This is a genomic window from Ottowia beijingensis, assembly GCF_042680925.1.
Classification (GTDB): domain Bacteria; phylum Pseudomonadota; class Gammaproteobacteria; order Burkholderiales; family Burkholderiaceae_C; genus Ottowia; species Ottowia beijingensis.
Map to the genome: position 1 here is coordinate 585,810 of NZ_JBHUEP010000007.1, position 18,480 is coordinate 604,289.

The window sequence follows — 18,480 nt, forward strand, 5'->3', positions numbered from 1 at the left end:
CATTGGTTTTCAAGTCGATTCGATGCTGAAATCCTTGATGGACGAGCGCAAGCAGCTATCAAAATAGCTTGACTATCAAGAAGTCCCAGATAGCGTTGTGGGAGCGGGCTTGCCCGCGATGAGGCGCCTCGTCGCCACGAACGCTTGATCGCGGGCAAGCCCGCTCCCACAACACTGCTGAGCCTTGTTGCCGATCAAGAAAAATAGATGACGGACAGGCCGCAACCTGCCCGTTCTCCCGCATCCACCCCTCCGCGAGAAAGCCACCATGTCGCGCCTGCCCCCGGTTCTGCAGCAACTGAAGTTTCCCGTCATCGGCTCGCCGCTGTTCATCATCAGCAACCCCAAGCTGGTGATCGCGCAGTGCACGTCCGGCGTGGTCGGCTCCATGCCGGCGCTCAACGCGCGGCCGGCGGCGCAACTCGATGAATGGCTGGCCGAGATCACCGAGGCACTCGCGGCCTGGGACAAGGCGAACCCCGACAACCCCGCCGCGCCCTTCGCCATCAACCAGATCGTGCACAAGAGCAACGACCGGCTGGAGCACGACATGCAACTGTGCGCCAAGTACAAGGTGCCCATCGTCATCACCAGCCTGGGCGCGCGCGAGGACGTGAACCAGGCCGTGCATGGCTGGGGCGGCGTGGTGCTGCACGACGTCATCAACAACGTGTTCGCGCACAAGGCCATCGAGAAGGGCGCCGACGGCCTGATCCCGGTGGCGGCCGGCGCCGGCGGCCACGCCAGCGCCAAGAGCCCGTTCGCCATGGTGCAGGAAATCCGCGAATGGTTCGACGGCCCGGTGGCGCTGTCGGGCGCCATCGCCTCGGGCGGCGCCATCCTGGCGGCGCAGGCGTGCGGGGCCGACTTCGCCTACATCGGCTCGGCCTTCATCGCCACCGAGGAAGCGCGCGCCGTGGATGCCTACAAGCAGATGATCTGCGACAGCGACTCCGACGACATCGTCTACAGCAATTTCTACACCGGCGTGCTGGGCAACTACCTCAAGGGCAGCATCCGCAACGCCGGCATGGACCCGGACAACCTGCCCGAGAGCGACCCGAGCAAGATGAACTTCGGCAGCGCCAGCGGCGATGCGCGCGCCGCCAAGGCCTGGAAGGACATCTGGGGCTGCGGCCAGGGCATCGGCGCCATCAAGCAGGTGGTGCCGGCGGCCGAGCTGATCGCCCGCTTCAAGCGCGAATACGCCGAGGCAAGGCAGCGGCTGGCGCTGTGATGCTGTGACCTCGCGCGCGGCGCCAGCAGGACCTGGCAGGGCGGCGCAATGCCCCTGTGGTGTGGGAGCGCGCTTGCCCGCGATGGGCGCGTCCGCCGCATCACCGCCCCATCGCGGGCAAGCCCGCTCCCACAGGGTAGGGGGGCCATCAACGGCGGCGCATGCGGGCGAGATGCAGAGCAAGGGTGCATACTCCCCTGTACGTCATCCTGTAACGCCTGTTTATTGGGCGCATGAGACAGATACTCCCTCGTCAATGATGGCGTGGCGCACCGGGCACCCGCCCGCATCATCGGCAGTGGCCACGCCCGCGCATCGGCGCGCGTCATCGAGCGAAGCCCGTCCGCGGGTCCTCTGCGCGCATCCTCAGACGGCGCCCGACCCCTCGCAGCGCGCCGTCACGCTGGCCGCCAACGGCCGGCGGTAACATCGCCCCATCTTCAGCAAGGGGCAGGCCATGAGCATCCTGGACTTCATCAAGAAAGAACTCATCGAGATCATCGAGTGGACCGATGACTCGCGCGACACGCTGGCCTACCGCTGGCCCGACGACGACAAGCAGATCAAGAACGGCGCCCAGCTCATCGTGCGCGAATCGCAGGTGGCGCAGTTCGTGGCCGCCGGCCAGTTCGCCGACCTGTTCGGCCCCGGCCGGCACCGGCTGACGACCGAGAACATCCCCGTGCTCTCCACCATCTACGGCTGGAAGTACGGCTTCGAGGCGCCGTTCAAGTGCGACGTCTACTACCTCAACACGCGCCTGTTCACCGGCAACAAGTGGGGCACCGCCAACCCGGTGATGATGCGCGACCCCGACTTCGGCATGGTGCGCCTGCGCGCCTTCGGCACCTACGACTTCCGCATCGTCGAGCCGGCGCGGTTCCTGAAGGAGGTGGCCGGCACCGACCACAACTTCCGCCTGGAGGAGTTTGCCGACACCATGCGCTCGCGCATCGTCAGCGTGTTCACCGAGGCGCTGGCCACCGCCCACGTGCCCGCGCTCGACGTGGCACGCCGCTACGCCGAGCTGGGCCAGGCGCTGCTGCCCATCATCAACCCGGCGATGGGCGAGAAGTACGGGCTGGAGATCACCGCCTTCGTGATCGAGAACATCTCGGTGCCGCCCGAGGTGGAGAAGGCCATCGACGCCCGCTCGTCGATGGGCGCCATCGGCGACCTGAACGCCTACGTGAAGTACCAGATGGGCGCCGGCATGACGCAGGGCGGTGAAGGTGCCGCGGCCGCGGCCGTGCCGGCGCAGATGGCCATCGGCTTCGGCATCGCGCAGGAGATGATGAAGAACATGCAGCCCGGCGCCGCGGCCGCCCAGCCTGCCGCGGCCACGGCTGCCGCCGCCGTGCCCGGCCTGGAAGTGCTGACGCCCGAGCAGGCCGCGCAGGCGCTGGGCGTGGCGGTGGAGGACGTCATGGCCGCCATCGACGCCGGCGAGCTGAAGGCGCGCCGCATAGGCAGCGCCACGCGCATCGCGCGCGAGGCGCTGCAAGCCTTCCTGCGCGGTGAGTGAGCGCGGCGCGACCGGCCTGAGCGCCCCCGCACCCGCGCCCGTGGGCCTGGCGCTGGGCAAGCACCCGTGCCCCGAATGCGGCGGCGACCTGGAGTGGAACGCCGCCCGGCAGGCGCTGCGCTGCCCCTACTGCGGCACCGTGGCCCAGGCGGCACCGCAGGCGGGCGAGGGCGCCGCGCCCATCGTCGAGCACGACCTGGCCGCCGCGCTGGCCAACCCCGCCAGCGGTCGCGGCTGGGGCACGGCGCGGCGCGAGGTCATGTGCCAGAGCTGCCACGCCATCTCGGTCTTCGTCGACGGGCGCGTGGCGCAGCGCTGCGACTTCTGCGGCTCGCCCGCCATCGTGGCGCACGAATCGCAGGGCGACGCCATCACGCCGCAGAGCGTGCTGCCCTTCAAGGTGGGCGAATCGCAGGTGCGCGACGCCATCCGCCGCTGGTACGGCACGCGCTGGTTCGCGCCCAACCGCTTCAGGCGCGCCGCGCTGACCGACACGCTGCACGGCATCTACCTGCCGTACTGGACCTTCGACGCCCACGTGGCGGCCGACTGGACGGCCGAGGCCGGGCACACCTACTACGTCAGCGAAAGCTACATGGAGAACGGCCAGCACCGCACGCGCCAGGTGCCGCGCGTGCGCTGGGTGCCGGCCGCGGGCAGCCTGCGCCACTTCTTCGACGACGAACTGGTGCCCGGCAGCACCGGCGTGCACGCGCCGCTGCTGCGGCAGGTGGAGCCGTTTCCCACCCGCACCGACCTGCGCCCCTACGCGCCCGAGTTCGTGCGCGGCTGGACGGTCGAGCGCTACCAGATCGACCTGCGCCGCGCTGCCGAGCTGAACATGGCCGACATGCAGCGCCAGACCCGCGCCCTGTGCGCCGCCCAGGTGCCCGGCGACACGCAGCGCAACCTGCAGGTGCGCAGCCGCTACCAGGGCCGCAGCTTCAAGCACGTGCTGGTGCCGGTGTGGCTGGTGCGCTACCGCTACGGCAGCCGCGACTTCCAGATCCTGGCCAACGGCTACACCGGCCAGGTGGCCGGCGAGCGGCCGTACAGCTGGGTGAAGATCGCCCTGGCGGCGCTGCTGGCACTGGCCGTGCTGGCGCTGCTGGTGGTGTTCGGGCAGGGCGGGTGAAAGGTGAGGCGGCGCGCGTCGGGACCGAAGGCAGGCGCTGCGCCTCAACCAAGCGCAATCATCACCCCTCAAGATAATGGGGAGTATATGCCTACAGCGCTTGATAGACGGGCGCTGACGGATGGTATGTGTTGGAGTATATGGCCATGCCCGCCGGCTGGCACGGCTTGGCTGCACCTGATTCCATTGCGGCTTCTGAACGTGAACGATCGTCATCCCGGCGAACGCCGGGATCCCTGCCGCCCACGCGCGTCGTCTGGATTCCGGCGTTCGCCGGAACGACGAAATCCATGTCGTCGCGATCTGAAAATGGGTTGAACCCGACCTCGGCACAAAAAAAAGCCTGCGCGCGGCAGGCCTTTTCATTGGTGGCGGATCAGGGCCGCATCACAGGTGCAGTGCCAGCGCGCCCGCCGCCTCGGCGATCTTGCTGCGCTTGGGTGCGCGGGGCCGCGCTGCCTTGCGGGCAACGGTTTTCCTGGCCGCGGGCGCCGGCGTGGCCGTCTGCACCCGGCGCTGGATGTGGGCCAGCGCCTCTTCCACCTGGTCGATCAGGATCAGGCACAGGTCGCCGGGCTTGAGGCGGTCCATGGCGCGGTCGATGGCGGTGAACTCGCCGTGGATCTCTTCCACCTTCGACGTGCGCGGCGCGCCTTCCAGGCCTTCGCGCAGCAGGCGCAGCACCTCGCCGTCGGCGCGGCCGCGCTGGCAGGCATCCTGGTATAGGATCACGTCGTCGAACGCCGCGCCCAGAATGCGCGTCTGTCCGCGGATGTCCTCGTCGCGCCGGTCGCCAGCACCGCTGATGACCACCGAGCGGCGCTTGGCCGGCATGTTCTCGACGCCCGCCACCAGCGCCGCGATGGCATCCGGGTTGTGGCCGTAGTCGGCAATCACGGTGGCGCCGCGGTAGTCGAACACGTTGAAGCGGCCGGGCACGCCGTGCAGGTCGCTGATGAAGCTGGCCAGGCCTTTCTGGATCGCGTCCCACGGCGTGCCCACGGCCCAGGCCGCGGCCACCGAGGCCATCACGTTCTCGACCTGGAAGCCGATCTGCCCCTTGCGCGTGAGCGGCACGCGCGCCAGCGGCAGGCGCTTGATGAAGGCGCCCTCGACGCAGACCACGTCGCCCCGATCCACGAACACCACGCGCTTGCCCTGCGCCATGTGCGTGGCGATGACGGGGTGGTGTCCGTCCTGCGCGAAGAAGGTCACGCTGCCGGGGCAGTGCGGCGCCATGGCCACCACGGCCGGATCGGCGGCGTTGAGCACGGCGGTGCCGGTGGGCGCCACGTTGAGCACGATTACGCGCTTGAGCACCTTCAGGTCTTCCAGCGTGGTGATGTAGTTCAGGCCCAGGTGGTCGCCGCCGCCCAGGTTGGTGACGATGGCGACGTCGCACTGGTCGAAGGCCAGGCCCTCGCGCAGCAGGCCGCCGCGCGCGGTTTCCAGCACGGCGGCGTCGACGTCGGGGTGCGCCAGCACGTTGCGCGCGCTGCGCGGGCCGGAGCAGTCGCCGCTGTCGATCTGGCGGCCGTTGACGTACACGCCGTCGGTGTTGGTCATGCCCACGCGCAGGCCCTGGCTTTTCAGCAGGTGGGCCGTCAGGCGCACGGTGGTGGTCTTGCCGTTGGTGCCGGTGACGGCGATTACCGGCACGCGGCCGTTGCCGCCATCGGGGTACATGTGGTCGATCACCGCCTTGCCCACGTCGCGGCCCTTGCCGAACGAGGGGCTGACGTGCATGCGCAGGCCGGGCGCGGCGTTGACCTCGACAATGCCGCCGTTCTGCTCTTCCAGCGGCTTGATGACGGTTTCGCACACCACGTCGACGCCGCAGATGTCCAGGCCCACGGTTTGCGCGGCTTCGATGGCGCGCGCGGCCACTTCGGGGTGCACGCTGTCGGTCACGTCGGTGGCGGTGCCGCCGGTCGAGAGGTTGGCGTTGTTGCGCAGGATGACGCGCTGGCCGGGGATCGGCACCGAATCCGGCGTGAGGTTCTGCGCCGCCAGGCGCGCCTCGGCGATGGCGTCGATGCGGATCTTGGTGAGCGAGGTGCCGTGGCCCTCGCCGCGGCGCGGGTCCTTGTTGACCTCGGCCACCAGCTCGCGCACGGTGTGCTGGCCGTCGCCGATGACCAGCGGCGGATCGCGCCGGGCGGCGGCCACCAGTTGGTTGCCCACCACCAGCAGGCGGAAGTCGTGGCCGGGCAGGTAGCGCTCGACCATCACGGCGCCGTAGCGTGCGGCCTCGGTGTAGGCGATGTCGAAATGGGCGCGGTCGACGATGCCGACGGTGACGCCCTTGCCCTGGTTGCCGTCCTGCGGCTTCACCACCACGGGCAGGCCGATGTCCTGCGCGGCGGCCCAGGCGTCTTCCAGGTCGGTGACCGGGCGACCCAGCGGCACCGGCACGCCGGCCGAGTGCAGCAGCTTCTTGGTCAGGTCCTTGTCCTGGGCGATGGATTCGGCGATGGCGCTGGTGCCATCTACCTCGGCGGCCTGGATGCGGCGTTGCTTACTGCCCCAGCCGAACTGCACCAAGCTGCCACGCGTCAGGCGCTTGATGGGGATGCCGCGCTGCAGGGCGGCGTCGACGATGGCGCCGGTGGACGGGCCCAGGCGCTCGTCCTCGTCCAGCTCGTGCAGCTCGGCCAGCACGGCGGCGACGTCGAAAGGCTCGCCTGCGGCGGCGGCGCGACACAGCGCCTGCGCCTTCTCGAAGGCCAGGCGGCCCACGGCTTCCTCGGTGTACTGCACGGCGACCTGGAAGGTGCCTTCGATCTCGGTGGGGGTGGTGCGGCTGAAGGTGACGGGGCAGCCGGCCTGCGCCTGCAGCGCCAGCGTGGTCAGCTCCAGCGCGTGCGCCATCGAGATCGGCGTGCTGGGCTTGTTGGCGTGCAGCGCGCCCACCTTGGGAAACAGCTCGCGCAGGCGCTGCTCGAATTCAGGGGTGGTGTGCAGGTCGCGCTCGGCCGCGTCGCAGGTGATGACGGCTTCGATCGCCGTGTGGCGGCTCCACAGGTTGGGGCCGCGCAGCGCGCGAATGCGGGTGACTTCCATGGGATGTCCTGATGACGATGACTTAGGGAAAACGAGCTGGGAGGCGTTTCAGTGGACAGCCGGCGCCGCCTGCACCTCACAAAAATGCAACAAACTGGCACGGATCAGGTCGGGCGGCACGCCCAGCGCCCAGGCCGCGCCCACCGCCGCCAGCACGTGCGGGCGCACGTCGCCCGGCAGGCGGGTGGTGAGTTCGGTGAACACAGGTGCTGACAGCTTGACCAGGCTGGTTTCATCGGCGCCGGTGGCCAGCACGATGTCGTCGCCACGCGCCAGCACGGCCCGGCCCTTGCGCGCACGGTGCGCGGCCACGTCGGCCTGGCCGGGGTCGATGCTGTAGAGGATGACCTCGCCGTCCGAGTAGTCGGCCAGCGCCAGCACCTCGGCGTCGTCGGCGTTCAGCACGGCCGCGCCCTGCGGCAGCACCACGTCGATCTGCGTGCGCACGATGTTGGGCATCTGCTCGGCGTCGGTGACATACAGGTCCTGCAGGCCCTCGGGGCCGGGCATGGCCATGACCACGCCGACCTGGCAACGGTCGTAGGGCAGGCCTTCGGCCAGGATGTGGCGCGGCGAGGTCTCGAACACCGCCGCCTGCACGGTGCGGTTGATCAGCATGCGCTCGCCGGGCTCGTAGCCCAGCGCGCTGGCCTTGGACAGCTGGCGCGCGCCCAGGAACAGGCCGTCGCCGCAGGCCAGCGCGGTCTGCTGGCCTTGCAGTTGCAGCAGCGCTGCGATCAGCCGCGAGGCCAGCGCGCTTTCGCCGTCGCCGATCAGGCCGACGATGGGCACGCGGCCGGTGCCGTTGCCGGGGAACAGGTGCTCGGCAATGGCCTCGCCCACCGGCTGGGCGCGGCCCACGGCCGGCTTCAGGTGCATCAGCAGGCCGGGGCCGGCGTTGACCTCGACGATGGCGCCGCCCTGGGCGCGAAGCGGCTTGGCGATGTCTTCCACCACCAGGTCGATGCCGGCGATGTCCAGCCCCACCACGCGGGCGGCCAGCGCCATCTGCTCGGCGATGTCGGGGTGCACCTGGCCGGTGACGTCGATGGCCATGTTGCCGGTGCGCTGCACCACGGCGGTTTCGCCGCGCGGCAGCACGCTGTCAGGGGTCAGGCCTTGGCGTTGCAGCAGCAGCAGCAGCACGGCGTCGCCCGCGCGCAGGGTTTCCAGCGGCAGGTGTTCTTCTTCGCCGCGGCGCGGGTCGGTGTTGACCTGGGTGTCGATCAGCTGGCCGATGGTCGATTTGCCATCGCCGCTGACGTGGATGATCTCGCCGCGCGTGGCCGCCACCACCTTGCCGCCCACCACCAGCAGGCGGTGTTCCTGGCCGGGGATGAAGCTTTCGACGATGACCTCGGAGCCCTCGGCCTCGGCGGCGGCGAAGGCGTGCATGACTTCCTCGCGCGTCTTCAGGTTCAACGACACGCCGCGCGCATGGTTGCCGTCGGACGGCTTGACGACCACGGGCAGGCCGATGTCCTCGGCGGCTTCCCAGGCGTCTTCGGCCGATTCCACGGTGCGCCCCTCGGGTACCGGCACGCCGGCGGCGGCCAGCAGCTGCTTGGTCAGGTCCTTGTCGCGCGAGATGCCTTCGGCGATGGCGCTGGTGCGGTCGGTCTCGGCGGTCCAGATGCGGCGCTGCGCGGCGCCGTGGCCCAGCTGCACCAGGTTGCCGTCGTTCAGGCGGATGTGCGGGATGCCGCGTTCGGTGGCGGCATCGACGATGCAGGCGGTGCTGGGGCCCAGGCACTGGCGATCCACCAGGTCGGTCAGCCGGGCGATGGTGGCGGCGACGTCGTAGGGGCGGTCGTTGATGGCCGCCATGACCAGGTCGCGGGCGGATTCGATGGCCAGTTTGCCGACCGCCTCGTTGCGGGTGCGGATGACCACCTTGTAGACGCCGTGTTCGCCCGTCATGCGCGCCTTGCCAAAGCCGGTCTTCATGCCGGCCTGGGTCTGCAGCTCCAGCGCCACGTGCTCCAGGATGTGGCCGGGCCAGGTGCCGTCGCGCAGGCGCATCAGAAAGCCGCCGCGCCGGCCGACGCTGCAGCGGTGCTCGATCAGGCCGGGCAGCCAGGCGGTGAGCCGCTCGTAGAAGCCGGGCAGGGCGTTGGAGGGGTAATCCTCCAGCTCGCCGATGTCGACGATGGCCTCGATGACGGCGCGGTAGGTCCAGATGTTGGGGCCGCGCAGGTGCGCCATGCGGCGGATCACGATGTCGGCGAAAGTGCGCTGCGGCGCTGCCGCCGAGGCCGGCGCCACGGCAGCGCTGACGCCGGGGGCCGAGGGATACAATCCGCCACCGCTCGAGGGGCCGTGCTCGTTCTGGTCGATTCTCCGCATCGCGCTGTGCTCGCTTTCAGTGTCTGATTCGTTGTAGGGGGCCACTTCCTGCGCTTGCGTGGCCCCGTTGCTGAATTCCATGTCGTCTCGTTCCATCCCCGATCCCGTTGGCTCCGCACCGGCCTGGCCGGCGGCAGATCGGGCGGGAATGCCGCTGCGATCCTCAGAAAACGCGTTGGGATCGCTGGAAGTTGACTTGAACCACCGGCTGCGCTTTGGCAGCGGTGAACTGGTCATTACAACCCAGCGGCTGATGGCGAGGTTTCCGGATGAAACAGCCTGGAATGCCTGGGAACTGGCCCCCGATCTGGCCCTGAGCCACCACGACCACGCCGGTGTGGGCACGCTGGAACTGCGCGACGCCACCGGCCGGCTGGCGGGCTGGCGCTACACCCTGGGCCGCAACCCGGCGGCGCTGCGCTTTCTGGGCCAGTTCGAGCAGGCGATGGCGGGGCTGGCGTCTGCCGGCGGCCCGGTGCCGCACGAAATCGGTGCGCCCGAAGCCCGCCCCGAGCCCTTCGACACCGAAGACAGCGCCGAAGGCGCAGAAGACAAGCCGCCCTCGACGTGGACCCTGTTTCGGCTGTGGCGCTTCGCCCGGCCATACCAGTGGCAGCTGCTGGCCGGCTTTCTGCTGACGCTGGCCGCCACGGCCGCCACCCTGGTGCCGCCGTACCTGACGATGCCGCTGATGGACAAGGTGCTGATCCCGTTCCAGAACGGCCAGCAGATCGACACCGGCTATGTGGCGCTGCTGCTGTCCGGCTTGGCTGGCGCGGCGCTGCTGGCCTGGGGCCTGGGCTGGGCCAAGACCTACATCCTGGCGCTGGTATCGGAGCGCATCGGCGCCGATTTGCGTACAACGACTTACGAACACTTGCTCAAGCTTTCACTCGAGTACTTCGGCGGCCGGCGCACGGGCGACCTGATGGCGCGCATCGGCTCGGAGACCGACCGCATCAACGTGTTCCTGTCGCTGCACCTGCTGGACTTCGCCACCGACGTGTTGATGATCGCCATGACGGCGGCCATCCTGTTCTCCATCGACCCCACGCTGGCGCTGGTCACCCTGGTGCCGCTGCCCATTATCGGCTGGCTGATCCACGTGGTGCGCGACCGCCTGCGCACCGGCTTCGAGAAGATCGACCGCGTCTGGTCGGAAGTGACCAACGTGCTGGCCGACACCATTCCCGGCATCCGCGTGGTGAAAGCCTTCGCGCAGGAAGACCGCGAAGCCGGGCGCTTCCGCGAAGCCAACCGCTACAACCTGGCCGTCAACGACAAGCTCAACAAGCTTTGGTCGCTGTTCTCGCCCACCGTCACGCTGCTCACTGAAATCGGCCTGCTGGTGGTGTGGGCGGCGGGCATCTGGCTGGTCAGCCGCGGGCAGATCACGGTGGGTGTGCTGACGGCCTTCATCGCCTACATCGGGCGCTTCTACAGCCGGCTGGATTCGATGAGCCGCATCGTCTCGGTGACGCAGAAAGCGGCCTCGGCCACCAAGCGCATCTTCGAGATCCTGGACCACGTCTCCAGCGTGCCCGAGCCGAAGAACCCCGTGCCGCTAGAGCACGTGCAGGGCCGCATCGAGATCAGGAACGCCGCGCTGCGCTACGGCAACCGCTCGGTCATCCGCGGGCTCAACCTGAGCATCGCGCCCGGCGAGATGATCGGCCTGGTGGGCCATTCGGGCTCGGGCAAGAGCACCATGGTCAATCTGATCTGCCGCTTCTACGACGTGACCGAGGGCGCCATCGAAGTGGACGGCGTGGACCTGCGCCAGGTGCGCGTGGCCGACTACCGGCGCCACATCGGCCTGGTGCTGCAGGAGCCGTTCCTGTTCTTCGGCACCATCGCCGAGAACATCGCCTACGGCAAACCTGATGCGACACGCGAGGAGATCGTCGCCGCCGCGCGCGCCGCCCACGCGCACGAGTTCATCCTGCGGCTGCCGCAGGGCTACGACTCGCTGGTGGGCGAGCGCGGGCAGGGCCTGTCGGGCGGCGAGCGCCAGCGCATCAGCATCGCGCGCGCGCTGCTGATCGACCCGCGCATCCTGATCCTCGACGAGGCCACGGCCTCGGTCGACACCGAGACCGAGCGCGAAATCCAGAAGGCGCTGGACAATCTGGTGCGCGGGCGCACCACCATCGCCATCGCGCACCGCCTGTCCACCCTGCGCAAGGCCGACCGGCTGGTGGTGATGGACAAGGGCCTGAAGGTGGAAGAGGGCACGCACGAGGCGCTGATGGCCCGGCGCGGCGCCTACTGGCGGCTTTATGAAGCGCAGGCGCGGCAGGAGAAGGCCGAGCGCGAGCGCATGCTGGTGGTTGACGACGCGGAACTGGCGCCACCCGCCGTGTCTGTCGCCGGCCCGAGGGAGGAGCGGCCATGAGCGTTCTCACCGTGTTCGACCTGCGGCGCGATGCCTTCGGCCGCCTGGTGCTTACCGACGCCGAGGGGCGCGAGCATGTCGGCGTCGTTGCCGTGCGCGCTTTCCCTATCTCAGCGCCCGACGAGGGCGTGAGCGTGGTCGACGGCGACGGCCACGAACTGGCCTGGGTGCCGCGCCTGGACGCGCTGGACGAAGCCCGCCGCACGCTGCTGACCGAGGCGCTGGAGCAGCGCGAGTTCATGCCGCGCCTGCTGCGCGTGACGGCCGTCAGCAGCTTCGCCACCCCCAGCACCTGGAGCGTGGAAACCGACCGCGGCCCGACCAGCTTCGTGCTGAAGGGCGAGGAAGACATCCGCCGCCTGGGCCCAGGGCTGCTGATCGTGAACGACGCGCACGGCGTGCAGTACCTGATCCAGGACCTGCTGGGCATGGACAAGCACAGCCGCAAGCTGCTGGACCGCTTCCTCTGACGGCCGCCGCGGCAGGCGCGTGGCCAGGGCAGGGGGGGGACCTGCTGAATTTTTTGATCAAAGAAAAAATGCTCTGGCGCCCAATAGATGGGCGCAAGCAGCTATTAATTTCATTTCGTCTATCGGCGTCAAGTGTCTATCGCTTGATTTACAGCATGTGAGGTGACTCCGCCGCTGCGCGGCGTGATGACGAAATGATGAAATGACGAAAAAGACGTCAGTGAGTCGCGGAATGCCTCGCACCTGGCGGGCGTCATGGCGGCGCAGCCGCCGTCATCGAAGCGCAGCGAGGTCATTTCGTCATCGCGAAACAGTATCAGGCCGCGCCCGCGTGGCAACTGGTGAACACATCGCGCCCCGCGTCGTGCACCTGGGTCTGCACGCCCAGCAGCCCCAGTGTGGAATGGAAATAGTGGTCGTGCGACAGCTGCTCGTCGCGCTGCCGCGCCAGGCAGCCCTGCGTGATGTGGTGCTGCTGCTCGAACGTGGGTGAGAGCCAGAAGATCCACGGCACGTGCTTCTGCGCATCGGGCGCAAAGCGGTAAGGCAGGCCGTGCAGGTACAGGTTGTTCTCGCCCAGCGATTCGCCATGGTCCGACAGGTATTCCATCGCCGGCGCCCAGGCGCCCTCGTGCTGCTTCAGCCATCCGATGGTCGAGGCCAGGAAGTGGTCGGTGTAGAGGAGGGTGTTGTCGTACGCGTTCACCACCTGCTCGCGCGGGCACTGCTGCAGCGCATTGGTGGTGCACTCGGCCATGAACTGCTTGAAGCCGGTCGGCGTGCGCCTGTAGTACGCCGGGCCGTGGCTGCCCATCTGGTGCATGAACACCACCACGCCGCGCGCGCGCCGCTCGGCCGGCAGCTGGGCAATGCGCTCGTCCAGCCCGCGCAGCATCACCTCGTCGAAGCACTCGTCGTCGGCGCACAGGTCGGCGCCGTTGGCCTGCAGCTGTTTGTAGTCCACCTTGGGCACGCGGTCGCACACGCCCTTGCAGCCGCCGGGCTGGTTGTCGAGCCACAGCACCGCCAGGCCGGCGCGCTGCAGCACGTCCACCAGGCCTTCGGTGTTGGTCTGGCGGTTCTCGAAGGCTTCGCGCCCCAGGTTGGAGAACATGCACGGGACCGAGGCGGCGGTGTTGGTGCCGCACGACCAGACGTTGCGCAGGCTCACCACGCGCTCCTGCGCCAGGCGCGGCGTGGTGTCGCGCGCGTAGCCGTTCAGGCCGATGTGGTCGGCGCGCGCCGTCTCGCCCAGCACCATGATCAACAGCGGCGGCCTGGCGCCCGCTGCCAGCGCGGGCAGGTGCGCGTCTTCACCCAGCGGCGCCACGGCCACGCCGCTGCGCTGGATCGGCTTGCGCCCCATGATGGCCAGCGCGTAGAACGAATTGAGCGGGTTGACCAGATAGCGCAGCTGCGTGTGGTTGCGCATGGTGGCTGAAAAATCCTGAAAGAAAATGCCTCCAGCGCCCGCCAGTACGGCGCAGGAAGCTATCAATAAAATAGCGTTCTGACCCGTCTGTCGCAGCGGCGTGGCCCAGCGCAGCGGCGTGCGCCACAGCAGCGCCAGCGGCAGCGCACCCAGCAGCAGCAAGGCGCCCAGCATGCGCCAGCTCAGCAGCTCGCGCGCCTCGCGCGTGTCGGTCAGCAGCACGTTGACCATCATGGTGCGGTCGATCACCACGCCGTAGGTCAGCATGAAATACGCACCGACCGCGGCCGACAGCAGCACCAGCGCCAGCACCGGCTTGAGCGTCCAGCGCCAGGCCAGCAGGCTGAGCAGCGCCACGTGCACGGCGGCAATCATGACGCCGAAGGCGATGCCGAAGGCCAGCCCGCGGCCGTTGGCCAGCTCCGGCAGCCCCGCCAGCGCGCGCCACAGCGCCAGGTTGGCGATGCTGGCGATCCACAGCGCGGCCAAGATGATCGCGGTGGCGGGCCGCAGGGCGCCGCGGGGTGGGCGTGTCAGGGGGCCGGGCTCGGCCCAGGTGGGGGATGCGGAATTGGCCAGCATGGCCGCGCAGTGTGGCGATGCTGGCTGAAGCTTGGCTTAAGGTGGCGCGCGACGCCCCTCATGGCACCGTGATGACGACCTTGCCCTTGGCCCTGCCGGTTGCCACGTAGGCCAGGGCGTCTGCCGCCACGTCCAGCGGGAAGACGCGATCCACCACCGGCTTGATGGCGCCCGCCTCGATCAGCGCGGTGATGTCGCGCAACTGGCCGCCGTTTGCTGTCATGAAGAGGAATGCGTAGCGGATGCCGCGCTGCCGCGCCTTGGTTCGGATGCCGTGGCTGAGCAAGCGCAGGACTTGCCTGATGGGCCACGACAGCCGCAGCTGGTCCGCCATGTCCGCGGTGGGCGGGCCGGAGATGGAGATGAGTTGGCCGCCGGGCTTGAGCACCTGCAGCGACTTCTCCAGTTCGTCCTTGCCCAGGCTGTGCAGCACGACGTCGTAGTCGCGCAAGACGGTTTCGAACGCCTGCTGCTTGTAGTCGATGACGACGTCCGCACCCAGCGCCTTCACCGCGTCGACGTTGGCCGTGCTGGTGGTGGTGGCGACATGGGCGCCCAGGTGCCTGGCGAGCTGGATGGCGATGGTGCCCACCCCGCCGGAACCGGCATGGATGAAGACCTTCTGGCCGGCTTTCAGCTGCGCGATCTCGACCAATGCCTGCCAGGCCGTGAGGCCGACCAGGGGAATCGACGCGGCCTGCGCCATGCTCAGGTTGCGCGGCTTGGGGGCCACATCGTCTTCGCGGACGGCGATGAACTGGGCGAAGGTGCCGATGCGCTCCTGATCGGGGCGGGCATACACGGCGTCGCCGGGATGGAAGCGGCGCACGCGCGGGCCGACGCGCACGACCGTGCCGGCCATGTCGTTGCCGAGGATCAAGGGCAGGCGGTAGCGGAGGATCGGCTTCAGCGCGCCGGAGCGGATCCGGATGTCCAGCACGTTGACGCTGGCCGCGTGGATCTGCACCAGAACGTCATCGTCGCGCAGTGCGGGCTCAGGCATGTCGGCGATCTGGCCGACTTCGTTCTTGCCGTAACGATGGATGACGAAGGCTTTCATGTCGAGGGGGCGTGTTGGAGTGGAGGGTGAGCTTGGTGTGCTGCGCGCCGTGCTTGCTGCGCACCGTTGCCGAGCCAGCGCCTGCAAACAGGCCGGCTCACCGCAGGGCAAGGAACGCGAGGAACGCCAGCGTCAGGCTGGCGGTCAGGATGATGCCGAACAACGTATAGGCCGGCGCATCGAGCGCCGCACCGGCGCTGATGGCCACGGCCGCACAACCCATCTGCAGAAAGCCGAGCAGCGCCGAGGCGGCACCCGCCTGGCGGCCGAAGGGCTGCAGCGCGATGGCGGTGCCCAGCGGGTTGATCATGCCCATGCCCAGCAGGAACACCGTCAGCGCGGCTGAAAAAAAGACGATCTCCTGCCGGCCGAGCAGGATCGCCACGCCGCCGAGCAGCGCGATGCCGATGCCGGCGCGGGCCGCCCGCACGGCGCCCCAGCGGCGGGCCACGCGAGGCGCCAGCCAACCGGCGCCGAACACCACGAACACGGTGGACGCGAAGAAGATGCCCAGCCCCCACGGCGAGAAGTGGAAGCCGGTCATCAGGATCGCCGGCGCCATCGCGAAAAAGGCGTACAAGGCCCCGATGACGAGGCTCACCGCCAGCGCCGGCGTGATGAAGCGCCGGTCGGCCAGCAGACCGCCGTAGGTGCGCAGGATGGCGGCCACGGAGAAGGCCGCGCGCCGGTCGGCCGCATGCGTTTCGCCCAGCCTGGCGTGGTAATGAATGGCCAGCACCACGGCCAGCACGGCGACGAAACCGAAGCTGGATTGCCAGCCCAGCCCGCTGTTCAATGCGCCGCCGAGCAGCGGCGAAAAACCCGGTGCGGCCGCCATCGCCACCATGATGAGCGCGAGCGTGCGCGCCAGCGCCTCCCCGTCGAACAGGTCGCGCGCAATGGCGCGCGACAGCACGGAGGTCGCGCACACGCCCAGCGCCTGCACCACGCGCCCGCCAATGAGCTGCGGCAAGGTGGTGGCGAGCGCGCAGATCGCGCTGCCGGCAACGAAGATGGCGAGGCCGGACAACACCAGCCACTTGCGGCCGAACCGGTCCGACAGCGGCCCGACGAAAAGCTGGCCCACCGCGAAGGCCACGAAGAAACTGCTGAGCGTGGCGCTCAGGTCGAGCACCGAGGTGCCAAGATCGGCCGCCATGTCGGGAAAGGCCGGCAGGATGATGTTGGTGGCCAGTGCGCCCAGCGCCGCCAGGCCGGCCAGCAGGAACAGCTGTTCCGGGGACAGCCTGGCCGGCGTCTGCCGCGTCTCATCGGCTGGCATAAGAGGAGTTCGCTCCTGCATCGTGCGCTCAGGTGGACGGTTGTGTCTGGCGGCGCCGGTGGCGGCCACTTTCGTCAACCGGTGCAGCGGCGTCTTCCGCGGTGCCATCGGCGCCTTCGTCAAGGCAGGCGATGCAGGTGTCCAGCAGGGCATGCAGCGCTGCCACGCGCTGCGTTCCAAGGCGCTGGTTGAGCGCCAGCTGGGCCGCCTTCCAGGCGCGCTGCCCTTCGGCGCGCTTGGCGCGGCCGGCCTCGGTGGCTTCGACGAGGCGGCTGCGCGCATCGCTGCCCGCGCCGATGCTCAGCCAGCCCTGGGCCACCAGGGGCTGCAGGTTGCGGGTCAGGGTCGAGGCATCCATGTGCATGCGCCTGGCCAGTTCGCCCGGGCGCACCGGCCCCAGCCCGACCACGTGCGACAGCAGCGCATACTGGGTGTTCTTCAGGCCCGTCTCGGCGACATGGCGGTCGTAGTGGCGCGTCACCATGCGCGTGAGCTGGCGCAGCTTGAGGTTCGTGCACCCTTGGGGCGTGGCGGCGTTCTGCATGCGAAAGATTGTATCTGCAAGTGTTGTATATGCAATCATTATCGAGCGATCCGTCGTCGCTGGCGGTTCATGGCCTCAGCGGTGAGCGGGCCCGGGCGATCAGCAAGAAAAAACCGCCACGGCCGGTTCGGGCGTGGCGGTCGGGACCGGTCAGGGGTGGGTGGTGGTCAGGCCCCGAAGAAGCTCTTGAGCCGGTCGGTCCAGCTTTCGGTGCTGGGCGAATGCTTGGCGCCGCCTTTTTTCAGCGACTCGTCGAACTCCTTCAGCAGCTTGCGCTGGTGTTCGGTGAGCTTGACAGGCGTTTCGATGCTGATGTGGCAGTACAGGTCGCCCGGGTAGGACGAGCGCACGCCCTTGATGCCCTTGCCGCGCAGGCGGAACTGCTTGCCGGCCTGCGTGCCGTCGGGGATGTCGATGGCGGCCTTGCCGTTCAGCGTGGGCACCTCGATCTCGCCGCCCAGCGCCGCCTGCGCGAAGCTGATCGGCACCACGCAGTGCAGGTCGTCGCCGTCGCGCTCGAAGATGTCGTGCTTCTTGGTGCGGATCTCGATGAACAGATCGCCCGGCGGGCCGCCGTTGGTGCCGGGCTCGCCGTTGCCGGCCGAGCGGATGCGCATGCCGTCGTCGATGCCGGCGGGGATCTTCACCTCCAGCGTCTTCTGGTTCTTCACCTTGCCCTGGCCGTGGCAGTTGCCGCAGGGGTCCTTGATCAGCTTGCCGGTGCCGCGGCAGTGCGGGCAGGTCTGCTGCACGCTGAAGAAGCCTTGCCGCATCTGCACCACGCCCTGGCCATGGCAGGTGCCGCAGGTGGTGGCGCTGGTGCCGGGCTTGGCGCCCGAGCCGTGGCAGGTGTCGCATTCGTCCCAGCTGGGGATGCGGATCTGCGCGTCCTTGCCGGCGGCGGCTTCCTCCAGCGTGATCTCCATGGCGTAGCTGAGATCGGCGCCGCGGTATATCTGATGGCCGCCGCGCCCGCCACGGGCGCCGCCGAAGATGTCGCCGAAGATGTCGCCAAAGGCCTCGGCAAAGCCGCCGAAGCCTTCCGGCCCGCCGCGCATGTTCGGGTCGACACCCGCGTGGCCGTACTGGTCGTAGGCGGCCTTCTTCTGCGGGTCGGACAGCATCTCGTAGGCTTCCTTGGCCTCCTTGAACTTGACCTCGGCGCTGGCCGCCGCCTCACCCTGGTTGCGGTCAGGGTGGTATTTCATCGCCAGCTTGCGATAGGCCTTCTTGATCTCGTCGTCGGACGCATTCTTGGGAACGCCCAGGACTTCGTAATAGTCGCGCTTGGTGGCCATCAACGTTTCTCGAAACTGCTCAGACAAACGCCGCGCAGCCGATTCCGGGGAATCTTCTGCGCGGCGGCAAAGGCGGTGCGCGGGCGGTGGTCACCGGCGCACGCCGTGGCT

13 protein-coding genes are annotated in these 18,480 nt (G+C 68.9%); 5 read left to right on the top strand and 8 right to left on the bottom strand.

The window, feature by feature from the left end; translation table 11 throughout:
• Positions 1-268 precede the first annotated feature (268 nt).
• The 3 genes from ACFSCU_RS12135 to ACFSCU_RS12145 all read left to right on the top strand — a co-directional run bounded on the left by ACFSCU_RS12135 (position 269) and on the right by ACFSCU_RS12145 (position 3,897).
• Positions 269-1,237, top strand: a complete 969-nt coding sequence (locus ACFSCU_RS12135; protein WP_180551389.1) for an NAD(P)H-dependent flavin oxidoreductase — start codon at positions 269-271, stop codon at positions 1,235-1,237.
• Positions 1,238-1,694: 457 nt separating this feature from the next.
• The gene (locus ACFSCU_RS12140) at positions 1,695-2,762 is read left to right on the top strand and encodes an SPFH and helix-turn-helix domain-containing protein (RefSeq protein WP_180551390.1); all 1,068 of its coding nucleotides are present in this window, start codon (positions 1,695-1,697) and stop codon (positions 2,760-2,762) included.
• Positions 2,755-3,897, top strand: coding sequence for a TFIIB-type zinc ribbon-containing protein (locus ACFSCU_RS12145; protein ID WP_373368316.1), 1,143 nt, complete (start codon positions 2,755-2,757; stop codon positions 3,895-3,897). The genes ACFSCU_RS12140 and ACFSCU_RS12145 overlap by 8 nt, the downstream gene beginning before the upstream one ends.
• A 387-nt stretch (positions 3,898-4,284) precedes the next feature.
• Here ACFSCU_RS12145 and cphA read toward each other — a convergent pair whose 3' ends face one another.
• Both cphA and ACFSCU_RS12155 read right to left on the bottom strand, forming a co-directional pair.
• Positions 4,285-6,960, bottom strand: a complete 2,676-nt coding sequence (cphA, locus tag ACFSCU_RS12150) for a cyanophycin synthetase (RefSeq protein WP_377560795.1) — start codon at positions 6,958-6,960, stop codon at positions 4,285-4,287.
• Between the two features lie 48 nt (positions 6,961-7,008).
• Positions 7,009-9,165 carry a cyanophycin synthetase gene (locus ACFSCU_RS12155; protein ID WP_377560919.1) on the bottom strand — a complete coding sequence of 719 codons (2,157 nt, stop codon included), beginning with the start codon at positions 9,163-9,165 and terminating at the stop codon, positions 7,009-7,011.
• A gap of 220 nt (positions 9,166-9,385) precedes the next feature.
• Here ACFSCU_RS12155 and ACFSCU_RS12160 point away from each other — a divergent pair, with 220 nt between their 5' ends.
• Positions 9,386-11,701, top strand: a complete 2,316-nt coding sequence (locus ACFSCU_RS12160) for a cyanophycin metabolism-associated ABC transporter (protein ID WP_180551391.1) — start codon at positions 9,386-9,388, stop codon at positions 11,699-11,701.
• Positions 11,698-12,171 carry a cyanophycin metabolism-associated DUF1854 family protein gene (locus tag ACFSCU_RS12165; RefSeq protein ID WP_180551392.1) on the top strand — a complete coding sequence of 158 codons (474 nt, stop codon included), beginning with the start codon at positions 11,698-11,700 and terminating at the stop codon, positions 12,169-12,171. Before ACFSCU_RS12160 ends, ACFSCU_RS12165 begins: the two co-directional genes overlap by 4 nt.
• A gap of 128 nt (positions 12,172-12,299) precedes the next feature.
• On the opposite strand, the gene ACFSCU_RS12170 is transcribed toward ACFSCU_RS12165, so the two are convergent.
• The 6 genes from ACFSCU_RS12170 to dnaJ form a co-directional block, all read right to left on the bottom strand.
• Positions 12,300-12,467, bottom strand: coding sequence for a hypothetical protein (locus ACFSCU_RS12170; protein ID WP_180551393.1), 168 nt, complete (start codon positions 12,465-12,467; stop codon positions 12,300-12,302).
• A gap of 20 nt (positions 12,468-12,487) precedes the next feature.
• Entirely contained in the window at positions 12,488-14,185 is a 1,698-nt protein-coding gene (locus tag ACFSCU_RS12175; RefSeq protein ID WP_377560796.1) for a phosphoethanolamine transferase, read from the bottom strand.
• 58 nt (positions 14,186-14,243) lie between these two features.
• On the bottom strand, positions 14,244-15,245 hold the full coding sequence (locus ACFSCU_RS12180) for an NADP-dependent oxidoreductase (protein ID WP_377560798.1): 1,002 nt from the start codon (positions 15,243-15,245) through the stop codon (positions 14,244-14,246).
• A gap of 97 nt (positions 15,246-15,342) precedes the next feature.
• Positions 15,343-16,527, bottom strand: coding sequence for a multidrug effflux MFS transporter (locus ACFSCU_RS12185; RefSeq protein ID WP_377560800.1), 1,185 nt, complete (start codon positions 16,525-16,527; stop codon positions 15,343-15,345).
• A 28-nt stretch (positions 16,528-16,555) separates the two neighbouring features.
• Positions 16,556-17,071 (bottom strand): MarR family winged helix-turn-helix transcriptional regulator, encoded by a 516-nt coding sequence (locus tag ACFSCU_RS12190; RefSeq protein WP_180551394.1) that lies wholly within the window; start codon positions 17,069-17,071, stop codon positions 16,556-16,558.
• 167 nt (positions 17,072-17,238) lie between these two features.
• The gene (gene dnaJ / locus ACFSCU_RS12195) at positions 17,239-18,369 is read right to left on the bottom strand and encodes a molecular chaperone DnaJ (RefSeq protein WP_377560802.1); all 1,131 of its coding nucleotides are present in this window, start codon (positions 18,367-18,369) and stop codon (positions 17,239-17,241) included.
• Positions 18,370-18,480 lie beyond the last annotated feature (111 nt).

Coding starts and splice junctions, on each gene's coding strand:
- ACFSCU_RS12135 (WP_180551389.1), top strand. CDS start 269: ATGTCGCGCCTGCCCCCGGTTCTGCAGCAACTGAAGTTTCCCGTCATC.
- ACFSCU_RS12140 (WP_180551390.1), top strand. CDS start 1,695: ATGAGCATCCTGGACTTCATCAAGAAAGAACTCATCGAGATCATCGAG.
- cphA (WP_377560795.1), bottom strand. CDS start 6,960: ATGGAAGTCACCCGCATTCGCGCGCTGCGCGGCCCCAACCTGTGGAGC.
- ACFSCU_RS12155 (WP_377560919.1), bottom strand. CDS start 9,165: ATGGCGCACCTGCGCGGCCCCAACATCTGGACCTACCGCGCCGTCATC.
- ACFSCU_RS12160 (WP_180551391.1), top strand. CDS start 9,386: ATGTCGTCTCGTTCCATCCCCGATCCCGTTGGCTCCGCACCGGCCTGG.
- ACFSCU_RS12165 (WP_180551392.1), top strand. CDS start 11,698: ATGAGCGTTCTCACCGTGTTCGACCTGCGGCGCGATGCCTTCGGCCGC.
- ACFSCU_RS12170 (WP_180551393.1), bottom strand. CDS start 12,467: ATGACCTCGCTGCGCTTCGATGACGGCGGCTGCGCCGCCATGACGCCC.
- ACFSCU_RS12175 (WP_377560796.1), bottom strand. CDS start 14,185: ATGCTGGCCAATTCCGCATCCCCCACCTGGGCCGAGCCCGGCCCCCTG.
- ACFSCU_RS12180 (WP_377560798.1), bottom strand. CDS start 15,245: ATGAAAGCCTTCGTCATCCATCGTTACGGCAAGAACGAAGTCGGCCAG.
- ACFSCU_RS12185 (WP_377560800.1), bottom strand. CDS start 16,527: ATGCCAGCCGATGAGACGCGGCAGACGCCGGCCAGGCTGTCCCCGGAA.
- ACFSCU_RS12190 (WP_180551394.1), bottom strand. CDS start 17,071: ATGCAGAACGCCGCCACGCCCCAAGGGTGCACGAACCTCAAGCTGCGC.
- dnaJ (WP_377560802.1), bottom strand. CDS start 18,369: ATGGCCACCAAGCGCGACTATTACGAAGTCCTGGGCGTTCCCAAGAAT.